Annotated in this window: 15 protein-coding genes; 2 read left to right on the top strand and 13 right to left on the bottom strand. The window is 42.1% G+C overall.

Features of this window, described 5'->3' with window-relative positions:
• Position 1: 1 nt before the first annotated feature.
• The 9 genes from QTA56_RS06530 to QTA56_RS06490 form a co-directional block, all read right to left on the bottom strand.
• Positions 2–940: an ABC transporter permease gene (locus tag QTA56_RS06530; RefSeq protein ID WP_267980153.1), complete on the bottom strand. Its 939-nt coding sequence runs from the start codon at positions 938–940 to the stop codon at positions 2–4.
• Positions 941–952: 12 nt separating this feature from the next.
• Positions 953–2,911 (bottom strand): M3 family metallopeptidase, encoded by a 1,959-nt coding sequence (locus tag QTA56_RS06525; RefSeq protein WP_411956086.1) that lies wholly within the window; start codon positions 2,909–2,911, stop codon positions 953–955.
• A gap of 345 nt (positions 2,912–3,256) precedes the next feature.
• Positions 3,257–5,074, bottom strand: a complete 1,818-nt coding sequence (locus QTA56_RS06520) for an ABC transporter substrate-binding protein (RefSeq protein ID WP_267980151.1) — start codon at positions 5,072–5,074, stop codon at positions 3,257–3,259.
• Positions 5,075–5,085: 11 nt separating this feature from the next.
• Complete coding sequence (locus tag QTA56_RS06515) at positions 5,086–6,882, bottom strand: ABC transporter substrate-binding protein (RefSeq protein ID WP_411956082.1); 1,797 nt, start codon at positions 6,880–6,882, stop codon at positions 5,086–5,088.
• A gap of 185 nt (positions 6,883–7,067) precedes the next feature.
• A complete protein-coding gene (bioD, locus tag QTA56_RS06510; protein ID WP_267980149.1) occupies positions 7,068–7,709 on the bottom strand; it encodes a dethiobiotin synthase in 642 nt (213 codons plus the stop codon).
• Positions 7,706–8,458 (bottom strand): malonyl-ACP O-methyltransferase BioC, encoded by a 753-nt coding sequence (gene bioC, locus QTA56_RS06505; RefSeq protein ID WP_267980148.1) that lies wholly within the window; start codon positions 8,456–8,458, stop codon positions 7,706–7,708. The genes bioD and bioC overlap by 4 nt, the downstream gene beginning before the upstream one ends.
• Entirely contained in the window at positions 8,455–9,609 is a 1,155-nt protein-coding gene (locus QTA56_RS06500; protein ID WP_267980147.1) for an 8-amino-7-oxononanoate synthase, read from the bottom strand. The genes bioC and QTA56_RS06500 overlap by 4 nt, the downstream gene beginning before the upstream one ends.
• Positions 9,596–10,891 carry an adenosylmethionine--8-amino-7-oxononanoate transaminase gene (gene bioA, locus QTA56_RS06495; RefSeq protein WP_267980146.1) on the bottom strand — a complete coding sequence of 432 codons (1,296 nt, stop codon included), beginning with the start codon at positions 10,889–10,891 and terminating at the stop codon, positions 9,596–9,598. Before bioA ends, QTA56_RS06500 begins: the two co-directional genes overlap by 14 nt.
• A gap of 329 nt (positions 10,892–11,220) precedes the next feature.
• Positions 11,221–11,970 (bottom strand): alpha/beta hydrolase family protein, encoded by a 750-nt coding sequence (locus QTA56_RS06490; protein WP_267980145.1) that lies wholly within the window; start codon positions 11,968–11,970, stop codon positions 11,221–11,223.
• Positions 11,971–12,069: 99 nt separating this feature from the next.
• On the opposite strand from QTA56_RS06490, the gene QTA56_RS06485 reads away from it, so the two are divergent.
• Positions 12,070–12,648, top strand: a complete 579-nt coding sequence (locus tag QTA56_RS06485; protein WP_267980144.1) for a peroxiredoxin — start codon at positions 12,070–12,072, stop codon at positions 12,646–12,648.
• 55 nt (positions 12,649–12,703) lie between these two features.
• Here QTA56_RS06485 and ftn read toward each other — a convergent pair whose 3' ends face one another.
• Entirely contained in the window at positions 12,704–13,168 is a 465-nt protein-coding gene (gene ftn, locus QTA56_RS06480) for a heteropolymeric bacterioferritin subunit Ftn (protein WP_267980143.1), read from the bottom strand.
• 352 nt (positions 13,169–13,520) lie between these two features.
• Here ftn and QTA56_RS06475 point away from each other — a divergent pair, with 352 nt between their 5' ends.
• The gene (locus QTA56_RS06475) at positions 13,521–14,576 is read left to right on the top strand and encodes an SDR family oxidoreductase (RefSeq protein ID WP_267980142.1); all 1,056 of its coding nucleotides are present in this window, start codon (positions 13,521–13,523) and stop codon (positions 14,574–14,576) included.
• Positions 14,577–14,636: 60 nt separating this feature from the next.
• On the opposite strand, the gene QTA56_RS06470 is transcribed toward QTA56_RS06475, so the two are convergent.
• Genes QTA56_RS06470 through ligA form a run of 3 tightly spaced genes read right to left on the bottom strand, consistent with a single transcriptional unit; the run spans position 14,637 to position 17,186 of the window.
• Entirely contained in the window at positions 14,637–15,020 is a 384-nt protein-coding gene (locus QTA56_RS06470) for a DUF6155 family protein (protein WP_267980141.1), read from the bottom strand.
• Positions 15,004–15,156: a hypothetical protein gene (locus QTA56_RS06465; protein WP_267980140.1), complete on the bottom strand. Its 153-nt coding sequence runs from the start codon at positions 15,154–15,156 to the stop codon at positions 15,004–15,006. Before QTA56_RS06465 ends, QTA56_RS06470 begins: the two co-directional genes overlap by 17 nt.
• Positions 15,153–17,186, bottom strand: coding sequence for an NAD-dependent DNA ligase LigA (gene ligA / locus QTA56_RS06460; protein ID WP_267980139.1), 2,034 nt, complete (start codon positions 17,184–17,186; stop codon positions 15,153–15,155). Before ligA ends, QTA56_RS06465 begins: the two co-directional genes overlap by 4 nt.
• Between the last annotated feature and the right edge of the window lie 3 nt (positions 17,187–17,189).

Here is a 17,189-nt window from a genome sequence, read left to right as displayed (position 1 = left end):
TCTAATTCAACTGAACACGAGGATCGAGGAGCTTATAAATCAGATCGGCGATCAGGTTAAAAATCATGGTCATTGCAGCGATATAGACTGTAATCGCCTTAATTACAGGAAAGTCACTACGTTCCACCGCAATAATAATTTCCCGTCCAATCCCTGGAATCCCAAAGAAACGCTCAATCAAAAATGCACCGATTAATAAAGCTGGCAAGCTTGCCATCACTTCGGTGACAATCGGAATTGAGGCATTACGCAATACATGAACGCCCAAAACCCGTGTTTCAGGCACACCTTTAGCACGGGCAGTACGTACATAGTCCTGATGAATTTCATCCAGTACAAAGCTACGATATAAGCGTAAGGTCGGTGCAATGCTGACCACCAACATAATCAGGATCGGCAACAAGGAATAATAAAATAGATTTTCGCGAAAGCTGTCACTCCAGCCCTGCACAGGAAACCAGCCCAACTGATAAGCCAAGACATACTGGAAGATAATGATATAGACCAAAATACTGATCGACATGCCAATGGTACACAGCATCATGACCATACGGTCTGTCAGGGAACCACGTACCGATGCCACCGCCAAGGCCAACACAATCGAAATCACGGTTTGCAGAATCACCAGTGGAACCAATAAGGTCAGTGATGGCCCCAAACGGGTCAAGATAATCTGCGATACCGATTCACCTGTACTCCAGCTTGCGCCATAGTCAAAGGTCAGGATTTGCTGAATGAAAATCCAGAGTTGCACGTAATAAGGCTGATCCACGCCCAACTGTTTACGGATATTTTCAATCTGTTCAGGATTAGACATTTTGCCTGCCAGAATATAGGCAGGGTCGCCACCAACCCAGTTAAACAGGAAAAAAATCAGCAAAATGACACCCAACATGGTTGGAATCATTTGCCAGAGTCTACGCACGACATAAGCAAACATCTTGGCACATCCTTATTTGACTCGTTGTCCTGTAATTTCATCCAGAAATGCCTTGTTGTCAGGCGCCCTACCCAGAAAATCTTTCACCAGTTCAGCCGCTTTTTTCTGGCTGCCTTGTGACAAAACCGTTTGACGATAACGTTGCCCAATTTCTGAATTATTCAGGTTATCCCCAAAGGCAGATAACATATCCAATGCCAATACTTCAGACCACATGTAGCCGTAGTAGCCCGCCTGATAGCCCATTAAATGTCCGAATTGCCCTGGGAATTGGGTATTTTCCACATAGCCCAATGCGGTTGCCGATTCCATTTTTTTCCAGACATCCAATGGTTGCAGTTGGCGAGGGTCTTTGTCATGCAATGCCATATCATATTGTGCATACAGGGTTTGGCGAGCATAACGTGCGCCACGTCCATAGTTGTGTACTGCATTTAAACGCTCAATCAGCGCATCATCAATACGTGGGCAGGCTGGGTCACAATAGTCTGCCACTTTAGACAAGGTTTCTTTACGTCTCGCCCATTCTTCATACATCTGCGATGGTGCTTCAACAAAGTCACGCTCAACTGACGTACCCGACTGCCCTACATAACGGGTATTGGACAAAATGCCATGCAAGGCATGTCCAAACTCATGTACAAAGGTTTCCAGCTCATTGCTATTTAAACCCTTACGATTAAAATTGGTCACCAACACTGAAATCGGTTTACGCCCTGTCAGGCTGCTACCGCCATACACGCCCCACACTGCCGCATGTCCATATTTGCCCTCACGCGGAAATTTATCCATATACAAACCGCCAAGCAATTGCCCAGTTTTCTGGTCGGTCACATCGTAATATTCAACTTCATCCTGCCATGTATCCACTTTGACAGGTTTAAATTCTATCCCATATAGATTTGATGAGATCGCAAATAACCATTTCTGTGCCGCTAAAGTTGGGAAATAATCACGCATTTTTTCCTGATCAATCTGATATTTATCCTTGCGTAATTTTTCTGTCCAATAACCCACGTTCCAGCGTGTGATCTCTGCCTGTTCCAAAGGAATATTCAGTGTTTTTGCCTTAAATTGCCTTAACTCCTGCATCTCCTTTTGCTCAAGTGGCGTCACAATCTGGTAAATATTATTCAGGAAATCATTCACCGTTTTTGGATTTTTTGCCATGCGTTTTTTTAAGGCGAGATCGGCATAGCTTGGTTCACCAAATAACCGTGCCTGTTCATAACGCAGGTCAATAATCTGTTTGAGCAAGTCCAGATTCTTTTCTGTCCCCCGTCGGGTAAAAGCAGTCTGGTAACGTTTACGTGCTGCATCACTCTCAGAAAGTTCCATAAACGGCTGATAGGCAGGATAATCAAAACCCAGCAAATAGTTACCCTTGTCATTTTTCTTGGCATTGGCGAGATAGCTTTCTGGCAAGCCTTTTAACTCATCTGGGGTAAATTCCAGTTTTTCAGGATTATCATTAATGTTACGGGTAAATTGCTGTGAAAGTTGGGTTTGCAGGTTACGGATTTCCTTTAGGCGTGTTCTTTTTGCAGATGACAATTGCACACCTGTATTTTCAAAGTCAGTTAAAATATCCTGACGGTATTTCACATCAATTGGATCAGTCGCTTTGCTATTTTTAATGCGTTGATAGAGTTTTGGATTCTGATATAAATCGGTCTGTAGCTGTTCCATTTTCACAATACAGTCATCTGCCGCCTGACGAAATTTCGCATCAGGATAGACATTACGATATAAGCTGATCGGATTGGTCAAGTCCTCAAACATCGCCATAAAGGCATCCCATTCTGCTAAAACAGGTGCAGCATTGGACTCAGCTTTGACTGGTTTTTTTTCAAGTTCGGTGATTCGTTGTTGGAGTTTTTGAATGCTGGCATCACACCATTGCGGCTGGTCAGCGAGTTTTAGAATAGGTAAGGTAGCGCGTGCTGGTTCTGCCCATACCGCTTGATTCATCCCACAAAGACCAATAAAGCATAGCCCCAAATTCGTTAATGTCTTTTTTGCCACACGCTTTCTCCAATTCATTTCAATTCTGTTCAATTCACTCTAATACTAATTTTTAAAAGACTCTTACTGTCAGAATCTAAATCAATACTAGCTCATTTATGTTTATCACAACGGTGTCTTGCCGAGTTCTCATCCAATTTCATCATTAGCCTGCGGCTCGCCTTACTTTTCAAGGATGAAAAGTAAGCAAAAATCCTTTGTTGGGCTGATGGTACATCCCTGATACCACAGCCCAACGGGCGGCATCCATGCCGCTTCCACGATAGCAAAACCAATTCAGGACTAATGTTTTTACTTTTTCTTCCTTTCTTCAATATCAATATACATCCATTCCGCAGGCAAAATCGGATGCTTTTTATAGCCAATCACACGCGGCTGAGCCAAGACATTGCGATAACGACTGGAAATCATTTGCACAGGCGAATAAAACTCTAAAAGCCGTGCCATCTTCCGATATAACTGATCTCGTTCAGGCCCATCTGACAATTTTAATGTCCGCTCATATAAACGGTCATACTCAGCTAACTTAAAACAGGAATTATTGGTGGCATTGACATTTTTGCCATAAAACAACTGCATAAAATTATCCCCATCAGGATAATCCGCAATCCATGCAGAACCCTTGAACATGGTTTTACATTGCTTTTCTGCTTTTAAACCCTCAGCAAACGGCACAGGTTTGGAGACCATATTCACTTTAATACTGGCTAAATCTTTCTTTAATAATTCAGCCATTTGCATACTACGTGCGCTATTACTGGATGGCATAAACTCAATCACCAGAGGCTTGCCATTCGGTAAAGTACGCCAGCCATCCGCCCCAATTTTATAATGATAACGATCCAGCAATAAATTGGCAGCTTTCACCGAATAAGGAACACTGCCCTTATAGTCTGGATCATGCCCTGCAACGCCGTAAGGAATGGGGAATTGCAAACGCTTGGCATCACCTTTCATTAAAATCTGAATGTCTTTTTCAGGTGAATGTGCCATTGCCATCGCACGACGCAAGGCAATTTTTTCCTTACTGAATCCCCCCACTATAGGGTTCTGGATATTCCAGTATAAATAATCAATCGAGGGATCGGAAATACGGGAAAGTTGAATACCCTTTTGCTCAAATTCAGCTTTTAACTTACCATCCTTGAGTGCCTGAGCAGGCAAATCTCCTGTTAAGGTCAATAAATCCAGCCCATCTTTCTGAAAAGATAACCAACCCGACTGTGCTTCCTCAATCACCTGAATATCCACCACACCAATCTGTGGCATCTTTTTGCCTTGCATTTGCTGGACAATTTTCTGATCTTCAGGATTGCTGGCTTTAAAATCCCAGACAAAGCCACGATAGTCAGGATTGGCTTTTAAAATAATCCGTGAAGCAGGTGTCCAGCGAGCCAATAAATAAGGCCCTGTGCCAATTGGATGCCCCATGACAAAACCCGCCTTGTCCCGATAATTCTCAATCACCTCACGAGCCACCGCCCCTGTTGGCTGGTGTGCCAGCAACATCGGAAAATTATGATTTGTTTCGGTTAAACGAATCACCAGCGTATAACGATCAGGGGTTTGCAAGCCTGCAATCAGCTGATCATAATTGAATTTTCCTGTTTTATTGGCCTGTTGAATGGCAGCATCCATCCCAACAATACGCCCCTCAAATAACCAGCTACTCGGTGAATGCAGTTGCGGATCAAGCAACCGCTTAAAGGAATAGGCATAATCAGCAGCCGTGAGTTCTCTGGCTTTGCCTTTAAACACAGGGTCTGGAGAAAAATAAATCCCTTTTTTAAGACGGATGGTATAGGTCAAGCCATCCGCACTGACTTCTGGCAAGGCAGCCGCAGCATTGGGAATCAGCCTGGCAGGTGAAGCCAGATAATCATAGGTATATAAGGTATCGAAAATGGAATACAGTACATGCGCTGAATACAAATCCTGAACTGCGGCAGGATCAAAACCTGTTTCCGCCACAGGAAAGGCATAGCGCAACACCTTGTCTGGATCGGCTGGACTTTTTGCCATTGTCCCATTGCTTATGCCAATCGACATTGTGCCAAGCAAGACCGCCATCCCATACTGCTGCAATGAAAGTTTAAAATTCTGCTTCATACGTGTTCACATCATTTCTTTTGTGTTGGAACAATATCCAGATATTGCCAATTGGTATTCATAATCGGATGTGCCTTAAAGCCCTGAATTTCAGGCTGAATGACCCAGTTACGGATACGGGTATCTTGTAGTACCCACGGATTGTCCGCTTCAATTTGTCGGCTCATTTTTTCATAAAACGGCATACGTTGATCAGGCGGTAATTTCATTGCATTTTTATACAGCGCATCATAGGCTGCGGATTGATAACAGGACAAATTCCCTCGCCCAACATTCGCCCCATAAAGTAGTTGAGCAAAATTTTCTCCCTCTGGATAATCGGCATGCCATGCACCGCCCCACATCATATATTGACATTGAAAAGCAGCCTTGAGGTTGTCGGCAAAATTACTGACCTTAAAATCTGCCCGAATGCCAATCGCATCCAGCCCCTTTTTCCACAGTTCTGAATAAATCACAGAAGACGAACTACTTTCAGTATTAATTTTAAGGGTTAAAGGCTTGCCATTTGGAAAAGTACGATAACCATCTGCCGCCTTTTTATAGCCAAAGTGATCCAGCAACTTATTTGCCAAGACAGGGTTATAGCCAATGCTACTACGATAATCTGGATTATGGCCATTGACGCCAGCAGGTACCAGCATTTCGGCCTTAACCGCCTGCCCCTTACGAAGAATACGAATATACTCATTCATATTCAATGACATGGCAATCGCCCGTCTTAATGCAATTTTATCCAGACTACTACCACCGACCACAGGATCACGCATATTAAACATGGTGTAGGTGACTTCTGCTTCCTTATTGGCATACAGGCGAATACCCTTTTTCTGCATCTCCGCATTCAGTTGATTGTTTTGATCTAAGGCTTTGGCAATGGCATTGGAAGTTAAGCTATCAAAATCAAGTTGTTTGGACTGAAATGCCAGCCAGCGTGACTGTTCTTCTTCAATGATACTGACCGTCACTTTGCCAATTTGTGGCATTTGCTTACCACTCATTTGCTTGACTAGTTGATTGTCCCAAGCCGTACCTGTGGATTTAAAATTCCAGGTAAAGCCACGATAATCAGGATTGGCGACCAATTCAATCTTACTGCGCGGCACATATCTACTTAACATATAAGGCCCTGTGCCCACAGGATGCACTCCAATACGATCCTTATAATATTCAACTACTTCCCGAGCAATTGCGCCAAAGGTGCTATAGGCAAGAATATAGGGGAAATTATAATCAGGCTGGGTCAGGGTAAATTGAATGGTGTATTTGTCGAGGGCTTTTACTCCCTCAATCGGTGCATCATAATCAAATTTTCCCGTCTTGTTGACTTGCTCAACCAGCGCATTTGCACCAAGCAATTTATTATCAATAAAGGAAAAAGACGGCGCATGGTTTTTTGGGTCGAGAATACGTTTGACCGCATAGACATAGTCTTCAGCAACCAACTCTCTACGCTTACCTTTAAATGCAGCATCATCAGTAAAGTAAATGCCTGGCTTGATTTTAAAGGTATAGACCTGCCCATTTTTTTCGATCACTGGCAAGCTCTGAGCTGTTGCAGGCACTAGCTTGACTGGATTTGCCAAGTAATCATATTGAAGCAATCTTTCAAAAATTACATCGGCAATATTACCACTATAAAAATTGGAGGTTTTGACCATATCAAAACCATCATCAGGTGCAGGAAATGCCACCCTCAGCACCTTGTCAGCTTGGGCAGGGCTTTTTGCATGGCTGATTGGCACCCCTACAATCACGACAGCAATTAAGGCGGCTGTAAAAAATTGAGACTTCAATATAACGCTCATATCCTGTTTTTTAATCCACATCCAGCTTTTCGCCAGTATTCAGGTGTATTGATGAATTTGCTTTTATGGACTCCATCATTCTATATTTTTATAAAAGAATCAATGAATTAATATTTTTAACATGAGATAAAAATAGGATGCTGTTTTATAATGATAAGTTGTTATTTCATTAATCATTATCAGAATTAAAAATTTTCCAGCTCAATCCATTGAGCATCAGGAAAATGCTTTGCCAAATAATCTTTTAAATAATCTGCGGTATCTTTCGAAATAAGCGGATCTTTTGACTCATCCTTTAAGTTATACACCAAAGCATGCAAACTCAAACCACGCTGCTTTAAAGCCTCTAAACTCAATAAAGTGTGATTAATACTGCCCAAACGCCCAGAAGTCACTAAAATCACAGGAAATTGATGCTGCACAATATAATCAATCGTCAACAATTCTGTGGTTAAAGGCACCATTAAACCGCCTGCACCTTCTAACAATACTACCTCAAACCGCTGAGCAAGTTCTTTAGTCGCTGCTTCGATCTTGGCAAAATCCAGATCACGCCCATCCAAACGTGTGGCTAAATGCGGCGAGGCAGGATAAGTAAAAATTTCAGGCATGGTCAGCTTTTCATGATCTTCCTGAAACCAGCCACTGCCCATAATTTCACGATGCTTTTCGATATCTTCGGAGATATCTACATTCCCTGTTTGTACCAACTTCTGGGTAATGACACGCTGCCCCTGTTCGGTCCAAAGCTTGGCTAAATAGCCTGTGGCATAAGTTTTACCAATTTCAGTATCAATACCACTGACAAAATAAATTGCTGCACTCATGCTGTTCTCCGTGCAATCACATAAATCGGATGATAAGTCAGGCGAAAACCCTGCTCATCATGAAACTGTTGATAATCTGAATAAAACTGCTGCAAGGATTGCTTAGTCCAGCGATGCGATTGAGCTGTTGCCGTTACTCCAGTCGATTTTAGATGTTGTAAGATTGATTTAGGGTGATCAAAATACAGATGCTTATGTTCTTGCTTAATGAACAGCACGTCAAAACCTTGCTGTTCAAGCTGTTTCTGTAGAGCATCCATATTGATATAATTCAAGCCGTGTCCAGTCAACTGTTTAATTTCCGTTAGATTATCTGGCCCAAAGGTAGAAAAACCCAAATAACCATTGAGTTTTAACGCAGAATGAATTCGTTGTAATAAAGCAGGTAAATCAATAATCCATTGTAAAACAGAACTGGAAATTACCGCATCCAACGAGTTAGGTAAAACCAATTGTTCAATATCACCAATCAGCCAGCTAATATTTTTAAGATCAATAAAATGCTGTTCTACATCCTCATATAAATCATTTAAGAACAGTTGCTCAACCTGAAAATAAGACTCACATAAATGGGTGAGATTGCCTGAACCACAGCCAATCTCAAGGACTGAATTCAAGCTTTGCGAACAATACACTTTAAGATATTCAAATAACTGCGCACTAATCTGTTTCTGTACCACAGCATGCTCGACATAGCTTTGCCCTGCTTTGGCAAAACGTTGGGCTACCAGTGCTTTATTGATGCTCACAAACACTCCACCAATTGTTCCAATTCAGTTTTTTGCACCAAAGAGGTTAATGAAATACGCAGGCGTGAACTATTCTGTGGCACTGTTGGTGGGCGTACCGGCATGGCATAAAAACCTTGTTGTTGTACATAGCGTGCTTTTTCAATTGCAGCTTGGCTTTCACCCACGATAATCGGAATGATATGACTACTCGATGGGCTTGAGAAGCCTTTTGCAATCACCGCTTGCTGTAAATACTGACTGATCTCAGCCAAGTGCTGGCGTTGTTGCTGCATGCTCAATACTTTATGAAAAATAAAATCTGACCATGCCATCGAGATTGGAGGCAAAGCTGTACTAAAAATCAGTGGGCGCATTTTATTGATCAGATAATCACGGATGATTGAATCACAAATGATATAGCCGCCTACCGAGGCAATTGCTTTACCAAAGGTTCCCACTAAGAAATCAATCTGATCCAATACACCATATTGTTCAGCACAACCCAGCCCTTGCTCACCTCTGACACCAATCGCATGGGCTTCATCGACATACAACATGGTTTTGGCAAAACGTTGCTTTAACTGCGCCAATGCAGCTAAATCCGTCTCATCGCCATCCATACTAAAAATACTTTCGGTCACCACAATAATGCGTTCAACTTGCTCATCTTGATGATACTTTTGCAATAACTGTTCCAGATGCTGCAAATCATTATGACGATAACGTACATATTGAGCAGTCGAAAGTCGAATCCCATCAATCATACTGGCATGTACCAGTTTATCGGCCAGAATCACGGTTTTGCTATCACATAAAGCAGGCAAAATACCGATATTCATGTGGTAGCCACTATTAAAGAGTAAGGCCGCACGACCAAAGGCTTTGCTTAGGCTATTTTCAAATTGTTCATATTCTGCAAAATTACCCGTCAGCAAGCGTGAAGAAGATGAACTAAAGAGCGCTCGTTCGATTTTCAACGTATCAAGAAATTCTTCTCTTAAAGTTAAATCAGCGGCCAAACCTAAATAGTCGTTGGATGCGAGATTCAACATGGTTCGATCTTGAATCGTGATCCATCGTCCAGATTGCTGATTTGAAGTGAATTGGCGGAAATTACCTTGCTGCTTGAGATGGTCAAGCTGCTCGGCATAATGATCAAGCAAGGACATTGGCATTTACTCCTTGCATATTTTTTACCACTTCACTCATCTGTGCTAATAAATAATGGAGTTCGTCATCTGTGATCACGTACGGCGGCATTAGGTAGACCAATTTCCCAAATGGCCGCACCCAAATGCCACGCTCCACAAACTGCTGTTGTAAGGTTTTCATGTCGACATTAGATGTTAATTCAACTACACCAATCGCCCCTAAAACCCGTACATCCGCAACATGATCGAGCTGGGCTAAATCCTTTAATTGTTCGGTAAGAATTTTTTCAATCCGTTGAATATTGGCTTGCCAATCCTGTTCCACCAGCAATTGAGTACTTCTTAATGCAACCGCACAAGCCAGTGGATTCGCCATAAAGGTTGGGCCATGCATAAACACGCCTGCTTCACCACGACTAATGCTTTCAGCCACTTGCTTGGTGGTCAAGGTCGCAGACAGTGTCATATAACCACCTGTTAAGCCCTTACCAATACACATAATATCGGGTTCGACCTGCGCGTGTTCCCATGCAAACATTTTGCCTGTACGTCCAAAACCCGTGGCAATCTCATCAAAGATCAGCAATAAATTGTATTGCTCACATAAAGCTTTGGCCTGACGTAAATATTCAGGATGATAAAAACGCATCCCTCCCGCACCTTGTACAATCGGCTCGATAATCAGTGCAGCAATGCTGTGATGATGCTGTTCAATCTGTTGCTTGAGTTCCTGGATGTCTTGCGGATTCCATTCTCCATCAAAACGGCTTTGTGGCGCAGGGACAAAAATTCGATTCGGTAAACTCGTGCCAAAAATCTGATGCATTCCTGTGACTGGATCACACACCGACATCGCATTCCATGTATCGCCATGATAGCCAGAGCGCGTGGTAATAAAATTGGTTTTCTCTGGTTTGTTTAATGCAGCCCAATATTGCACTGCCATTTTTAACGCCACTTCTACGGCAACCGAACCTGAGTCTGCGTAGAAAATCTTATCTAAATTCGGCGGCGTAATTTTTAATAATAATTTGCCCAATTCAATTGCAGGTTCATGGGTCAGACCGCCAAACATGATATGCGCCATGTTCTGCAATTGATCTGTAACCGCTTGGTTGAGTTCAGGATGGTTATAGCCATGAATCGCACACCACCATGACGACATGCCATCAACCAAAGTTCGACCATCTTCTAGTTCAATCGTCGCACCGTAAGCACGTTTGACTTTAAAAGTTGGCAGTGGATTTAACATCGAAGTATAGGGATGCCATATATGTTCTAAATCAAATAAATCGGTCATCCTTTACCTCATTTGCTGCTATTTCAAAATTTACCATTTGCCTGATTACACTTTTCGATACTCGGAAATGTCATCTGCAACCTGCGTGGTATAAATAAAATACAAGGCTTCGTACACTTGATCAAAAGAAAAAAATGAAAGAAGTGAACAGGTTTTGCAGATGACAAATGGTTTTGCCTACTTTTCCCGAAAGAAAAGTAGGTCGCCGAAGGCATATCCTGAAAATGGATGAGTACTCGGCACGATTCCGTTAGATCTATAAAATAGGTTTTATCTTAAACTTGTCAAAATCTAAAATATATTGCGAGAACTTTCATTCCACCGCAAGATTAAACAATTTTCTGAATAAAATCCTCAATTATGTGCACAGTTTGCTCAACCATAAAACATGGAAAACCATGAGATGCACTATCAAGTGAAACAATAGATAGATTCTTTGCAGCTAAATGCTGAATATTCTGCATAACCTGGTAAGGAACAAGTGCATCAAACTCTGCGAACACATGCAATTGATGACCTTGATAATTTTTATATATCTCAACCAAATTTAATTGTTCAAGTAACTGCAAGCCTTGCTTTAACAATGCTATTGGCTGTGGTTGAATCAATTTTTGCATAACCAAAAAATCTTTTTTTGCAGAACTTGCACCCTGACAGACCAATAAACCAAAACGTTTTAACGTACTAATCACATCCTGTTCAAATGACTGTTTAAATGCAAAGAAAGTTTCAACTGGCATCGCAGTTGTCCAATCTGGCTGAGCAACAAAACGTGGATTTGAGGCTAAAGTGACTAAAGCTTTCTGCTCATCGTATTGTTGTTGGATTTGATTAACCAGTAAGGTTGCCAGTTGTCCGCCAAGCGACCACCCAACAATCACATCAAAATTACGTGCAAACTCAACTTGTTGTCCTAAAACTTCATTATCCAAAGCGTTAAAGATATTGCATCGTTCTACACGATGACCTTGTCGTTCTAACGCATCCTGCAACGGTTTTAAAAGCTCAGCACCACCGCCCCATCCAGTAATGAGCAAAATCTTCTTCGACAAATGTATACCTTTATGCTGATCAATCATTTTGTATAAAACATCGCATAGAGTGGTTATTTTTTCTAGCTGACACGATTCAATTTGCTAAAATATGCGCTATTACTCCAACGATACTTTGAGATCACAATGATGAATACGATAACGTCCAAAGTTCTTATTTTATGTAGTTCTCTTATTCTACTGAGCACACCAAGCCTAACCACAGCACAAAGCACCTTATTTTCCAAACAAGATTCCGCTCAAAAACAATGGGTAGGACAGTCTGCACCAGATTTCAAACTACAAGATCAAAATGGCAAATGGCATACGCTCAGCCAATATAAAGGTAAATGGGTTGTGCTGTATTTTTATCCTAAAGATAACACCACAGGCTGCACCCAGGAAGCCAATCAATTTAAATCACTCTATCCTCAATTTTTAAAATCGAATGCAGTGGTATTGGGCGTGAGCTTGGATGATGTCGCCTCACATCAAAAGTTCTCAGAAAAACTGGGGCTACCTTTCCCAATTCTTGCAGATGATCAAGGGGAACTTGCTGGAAAATTTGGTATTGTTCGAAATTTCGGAGTTGCTAAAGTGGCGAAAAGAGAAAGCTTTTTAATCAATCCGCAAGGGGCAATCATGTATCACTACACCAGCGTAAATACACAAACCCATGCTGATCAAGTGTTGAAAGATTTAAAAGAAGCACAAACTAAAAAATAATTCAGAAATAAAAAACTCAGCTTGTTTAGCTGAGTTTTTTTATGATAAATAAAGCTTAAATTTGAGATTGAATATAGTTCTGCAAACCAATCAATTCAATTAAACGTAACTGCTTTTCCAACCAGTAAGTATGATCTTCTTCTGTGTCAGAAAGCTGCTGGCGCAACATATCACGGCTAATATAATCGCCTTTTTCTTCACACAATTTAATACCTTTCGCAAGCTTCTCACGAACATGATATTCAAGTGCCAAATCTGCTTTTAAGCAGCTCACAACATCTGTACCCACATTGATGTCTTCACGGCTCATATTTGGCTGGGCGCCCAAAAACAAAACACGGCGAATGATTGAGTCTGCATGGGAAGCTTCTTCCTGCATCTCATGGTCAATACGCTCGTAAATCTTGCTCAAGCCCCAATCTTCATACATACGGGAATGGATTAAATATTGATCACGAGCAGCCAATTCACCGCCAATGAGCATATTTAAATAGTCGATGACTTCTGGATTGCCACGCATAATACTTACTCCTATCGAATGACAACATTATGGTCAATTTACACAATAATTGCAAAACCAAAAGTGTGTAAGTTTATGATTTTTATAAAATTAAAATGAGAAACATACGCATTTACAGTTTTAATTCGCCCAATTTATCTAATTAAAATAAGCCTTTGCACATTGGGCATAGCTTCACAACTCAATGAATTTAATCAAAATCAGTTATTTAATTTTTTGTAACGATTCGCAATGCTTCCTATTCCACTGCAATTTTGATCAAAAAACATTAAAAAATGACTGCTCGGCTGTTGTTTGTTTACACAAAATTCGGTAAATAACATCAATCACAAAAACACAATGCGGAAAAAAAATGGATAAAAGTAAGCCAATCTTGGTCACGGGTGCAACGGGTTATATTGCGGGCTGGATTATCGAACGCCTGTTGAATCAGGGTTATAACGTTCATGCAACAGTTCGTGATCCCTCAAAAATAGAAAAGATTCAGCATCTTTATGACATTGCAGAACAATCATCGGGGCAAATCCAGTTTTTTAAAGCCGATTTACTTGAATCTGGTTCTTTTGATGAAGCCATGCAAGGCTGTGAAATCGTGATCCATACCGCCTCGCCTTTTGTTGTGACCAACTATAAGGATGCGGTAAAAGACATCATTGAGCCTGCGGTAAAAGGAACAGAAAATGTACTGGACAGTGTCAATCGCACTGAATCAGTAAAACGCGTGGTGCTGACCTCAAGCATTGCCTCAACCTATGGCGATGCGGTGGAAATTCAAAATACCGCGAATAATGAGTTTGATGAAAGCGATTGGAACAATACCAGCAGTGAAACCCATCAACCATACCCATACTCGAAAGTTGCCGCAGAACGCAAGGCCTGGGAAATGGCAGAGCAACAAAATCGCTGGAGTCTTGTCTGTATCAACCCTGCACTGGTGATGGGACCATCACTAACTGATGCAAGTCAGTCTGGCAGTATTGAAGTACTACAACAGTTTGGCAATGGCACCACCCTGTTTGGTGTACCACCGATGTGGAATGGCATTGTTGATGTTCGTGACGTTGCCGATGCACATGTGGCTGCGGCACTCAATCCAGCAGCAAAAGGCCGCTATATCGTGTGTGGTGGAACTTTAAGCTTACTCGAAATGGGTAAGGCATTAACGCAAAAATTTGGCTACAGATACCCTTTCCCACATTTTACCGTGCCTAAAGCAGCTTTTTCCTTGATCGCACCAGTATTTGGACATTCCCGTCAATTTGTAAAACTCAATATGGGTTATCCTATCTACTTTAATTCTCAACGTAGTGTGAAAGATTTAGGGATTCAATATCGCAATATTCGTGAAAGTGTTTGTGAGCATTTCCAGCAATTGCTGGATGATGGGATTGTTAAAAAGCGTGCATGATAATAAAAGCCTATTCAACTATATTCAGTTCAATAGGCTTGTTTCTATTTTGTCTTAGAACTAATCACCAAAATAATCACTATAAGTTTCACATAGTCCATCATGAAACCCCCAGCCAATGTCATCTGTATCGTGACAAATTTTTGCTGCTCTTTGTTGAAATTGACTTTCCACATTGAGCTGCTTCATCCATTTCATTGCCTGAGCAAACATTGACTCCATGCTATTATAAAATGGCTCATCAATATCCCCATAGGTATTGGTATATTGCACGCCAATTTCTACATAATAAAATGCCAAATCAACAAGTGTCTCACTTATACCCACTAATTTTTTATAGTCCATCACCGATTTACGAGCCACTGCTAAACGCCCATCTCCAAAACCACGTTTAGGTAGAAATTCATCCTTAATGATCAGTTTGTGTTTAGTGAGCCACTTCATTTGCGCCCTCTGTACTTATCTGTAAATCATAAAAATCTCTGACTACTGAAAACTGTTGATATAGTTTAACAATCTCTTGAAGCAATTGTTTTTCAGGTTTTGTGGCCAGATGAGCTTTCAATGCTTTAATACTCATTCAACACCTCCGTACTGCGCCAAGAAATCCAGAAACTCTTGTTCATTCATCACCCGAATGTCCAGTTTCTGTGCTTTATCCAGCTTGCTTCCTGCTTTCTCGCCAGCAACCACACATTTGGTTTTACTGGAAACACTGCCGCTAACACGGGCACCCAAAGCCTGAAGCTTCTGCGTTGCCTCATCACGTCCCATACTTTCCAGTGTACCTGTCACCACCCAACTTTCGCCATTTAATGGCTGACGAGTCGGTGCAGTCGGTGCATCCCAGTGGATGCCTGCGGCAAGCAAGCGATCCAGCACCTCAATGTTATGCGAAGCCTGGAAGAAGTCAGCGATCCATTCTGCGGTAATTTCACCGACATCAGGGGTTTTCTTGAGTGCCTCAATATCTGCTGACTTTAACGCATCAAAAGTCTGAAAGGTATTTGCCAACATACGTGCGGTGGTTTCACCCACACCACGAATCCCGAGTGCATAAATAAAACGTGCCAAAGTGGTTTTCTTGCTGGCTTCAATCGCATCAATCAGGTTTTGAACAGATTTCTCACCCATTTTCTCAATGGTCAGCAGCGTTTCACGATGCTCATGCAAATGATAAATATCAGCAACATCCTTGAGTAAATCAAGGTGTAATAGAGACTCGACCCAACGATCACCCAAGCCCTCAATATCCATGGCTTTACGTGAGACAAAATGGCGAATGGCCTCAATCCGTTGTGCTGCACAATATAAGCCACCCGAACAACGCGCCAACGCCTCGCCCTCTGGCATCACCACTGGCGAATCACAGACAGGACAATTGTCAGGAAGATGAACTATTTCAGCATCGACAGGACGAAACTCGGCCCAGACTTTTTCCACTTTTGGAATCACATCCCCTGTACGGTAAACGCTAACGGTATCTCCCACACGCACATCCAGACGATGAATTTCACCAATGTTATGCAGGGTGACGTTGGATACAGTTACACCGCCCACAAACACAGGTGCTAAACGTGCCACAGGGGTTAATGTTCCTGTACGTCCCACCTGCCAGTTAATCTGTTCCACCTTGGTCAGTGCAGCCTGTGCAGGGAATTTATAGGCAGTTGCCCAACGCGGTTCACGGCTTAAAAAACCCAGTTGCTGTTGTTGTTTAAGGTCATCGACCTTAACTACCATGCCATCAATTTCAACCTGTAGCTCTGGACGTTCCTGTTGAATCTGCTCATAGCGCTGTTGTACTTCCTCAATCGAGGTACACAGGAACTGGCGCTCAGCAATCTCAAAGCCCAGTTGCGTCAGCCAATGCAAACTGTCATGCATGGTGGTTAAGCCATGATGAGGCTGACACTGAGCAATACCATAGGCATAGAACGCCAATGGACGTGATGCGGCAATATTCGGATCAAGCTGCCTTAAACTCCCTGCCGCGGCATTACGTGGATTGGCAAAGGTTTTTTCACCTTTAGCAGCCTGATCAGTATTGAGTTTTTCAAAGCCCTGCTTTGGCATTAACACTTCACCACGCACTTCCAGAAACTGTGGAATCGCATGATCCTTGCTGGATAGAACTTTTGGTAAGTTACGAATGGTTTTGACATTATGGGTGATGTCCTCGCCTGTTTCACCATCACCACGAGTCACGCCACGAACCAGCACGCCATGTTCATACCAGAGGGAAATCGCCAAGCCATCGAGTTTTAATTCGACTTCATAATGGACTTGTTGATTCGGTAAACGCTCATCAATACGACGGGCAAAGGCAAACAGGTCATCCTGATTAAAGACATTGCCTAATGACAGCATTGGAACTGTATGGGTCACACTCTCAAATTTTGACAGGGCTTGTCCTCCGACCTTATTGGTCGGCGTATCTGCCTGAATAAATTCTGGATGTTGTTGTTCCAAAGCCTTGAGTTGATGAAATAAATGGTCATATTCACTGTCTGAAATAGAGGGTTGGTCCATCACATAGTAAGCATGATTGTGTTTTGCAATCAGTTGAATCAACTGACGCATCTGCTCAATAACTGAGTTGTGTTCCATTTA

Origin of the sequence: Acinetobacter thutiue (assembly GCF_030385805.1) — a bacterium.
Taxonomy (GTDB): domain Bacteria; phylum Pseudomonadota; class Gammaproteobacteria; order Pseudomonadales; family Moraxellaceae; genus Acinetobacter; species Acinetobacter corruptisaponis.
This window is presented reverse-complemented; position numbering and strand designations above follow the sequence as displayed.

Coding starts and splice junctions, on each gene's coding strand:
- ligA (WP_267980139.1), bottom strand. CDS start 17,186: ATGGAACACAACTCAGTTATTGAGCAGATGCGTCAGTTGATTCAACTG.
- bioA (WP_267980146.1), bottom strand. CDS start 10,891: ATGACCGATTTATTTGATTTAGAACATATATGGCATCCCTATACTTCG.
- QTA56_RS06485 (WP_267980144.1), top strand. CDS start 12,070: ATGATGAATACGATAACGTCCAAAGTTCTTATTTTATGTAGTTCTCTT.
- QTA56_RS06530 (WP_267980153.1), bottom strand. CDS start 940: ATGTTTGCTTATGTCGTGCGTAGACTCTGGCAAATGATTCCAACCATG.
- QTA56_RS06470 (WP_267980141.1), bottom strand. CDS start 15,020: ATGAAGTGGCTCACTAAACACAAACTGATCATTAAGGATGAATTTCTA.
- QTA56_RS06475 (WP_267980142.1), top strand. CDS start 13,521: ATGGATAAAAGTAAGCCAATCTTGGTCACGGGTGCAACGGGTTATATT.
- QTA56_RS06465 (WP_267980140.1), bottom strand. CDS start 15,156: ATGAGTATTAAAGCATTGAAAGCTCATCTGGCCACAAAACCTGAAAAA.
- QTA56_RS06520 (WP_267980151.1), bottom strand. CDS start 5,074: ATGAAGCAGAATTTTAAACTTTCATTGCAGCAGTATGGGATGGCGGTC.
- bioD (WP_267980149.1), bottom strand. CDS start 7,709: ATGAGTGCAGCAATTTATTTTGTCAGTGGTATTGATACTGAAATTGGT.
- ftn (WP_267980143.1), bottom strand. CDS start 13,168: ATGCGTGGCAATCCAGAAGTCATCGACTATTTAAATATGCTCATTGGC.
- QTA56_RS06515 (WP_411956082.1), bottom strand. CDS start 6,882: ATGAGCGTTATATTGAAGTCTCAATTTTTTACAGCCGCCTTAATTGCT.
- QTA56_RS06500 (WP_267980147.1), bottom strand. CDS start 9,609: ATGTCCTTGCTTGATCATTATGCCGAGCAGCTTGACCATCTCAAGCAG.
- QTA56_RS06490 (WP_267980145.1), bottom strand. CDS start 11,970: ATGATTGATCAGCATAAAGGTATACATTTGTCGAAGAAGATTTTGCTC.
- QTA56_RS06525 (WP_411956086.1), bottom strand. CDS start 2,911: ATGAATCAAGCGGTATGGGCAGAACCAGCACGCGCTACCTTACCTATT.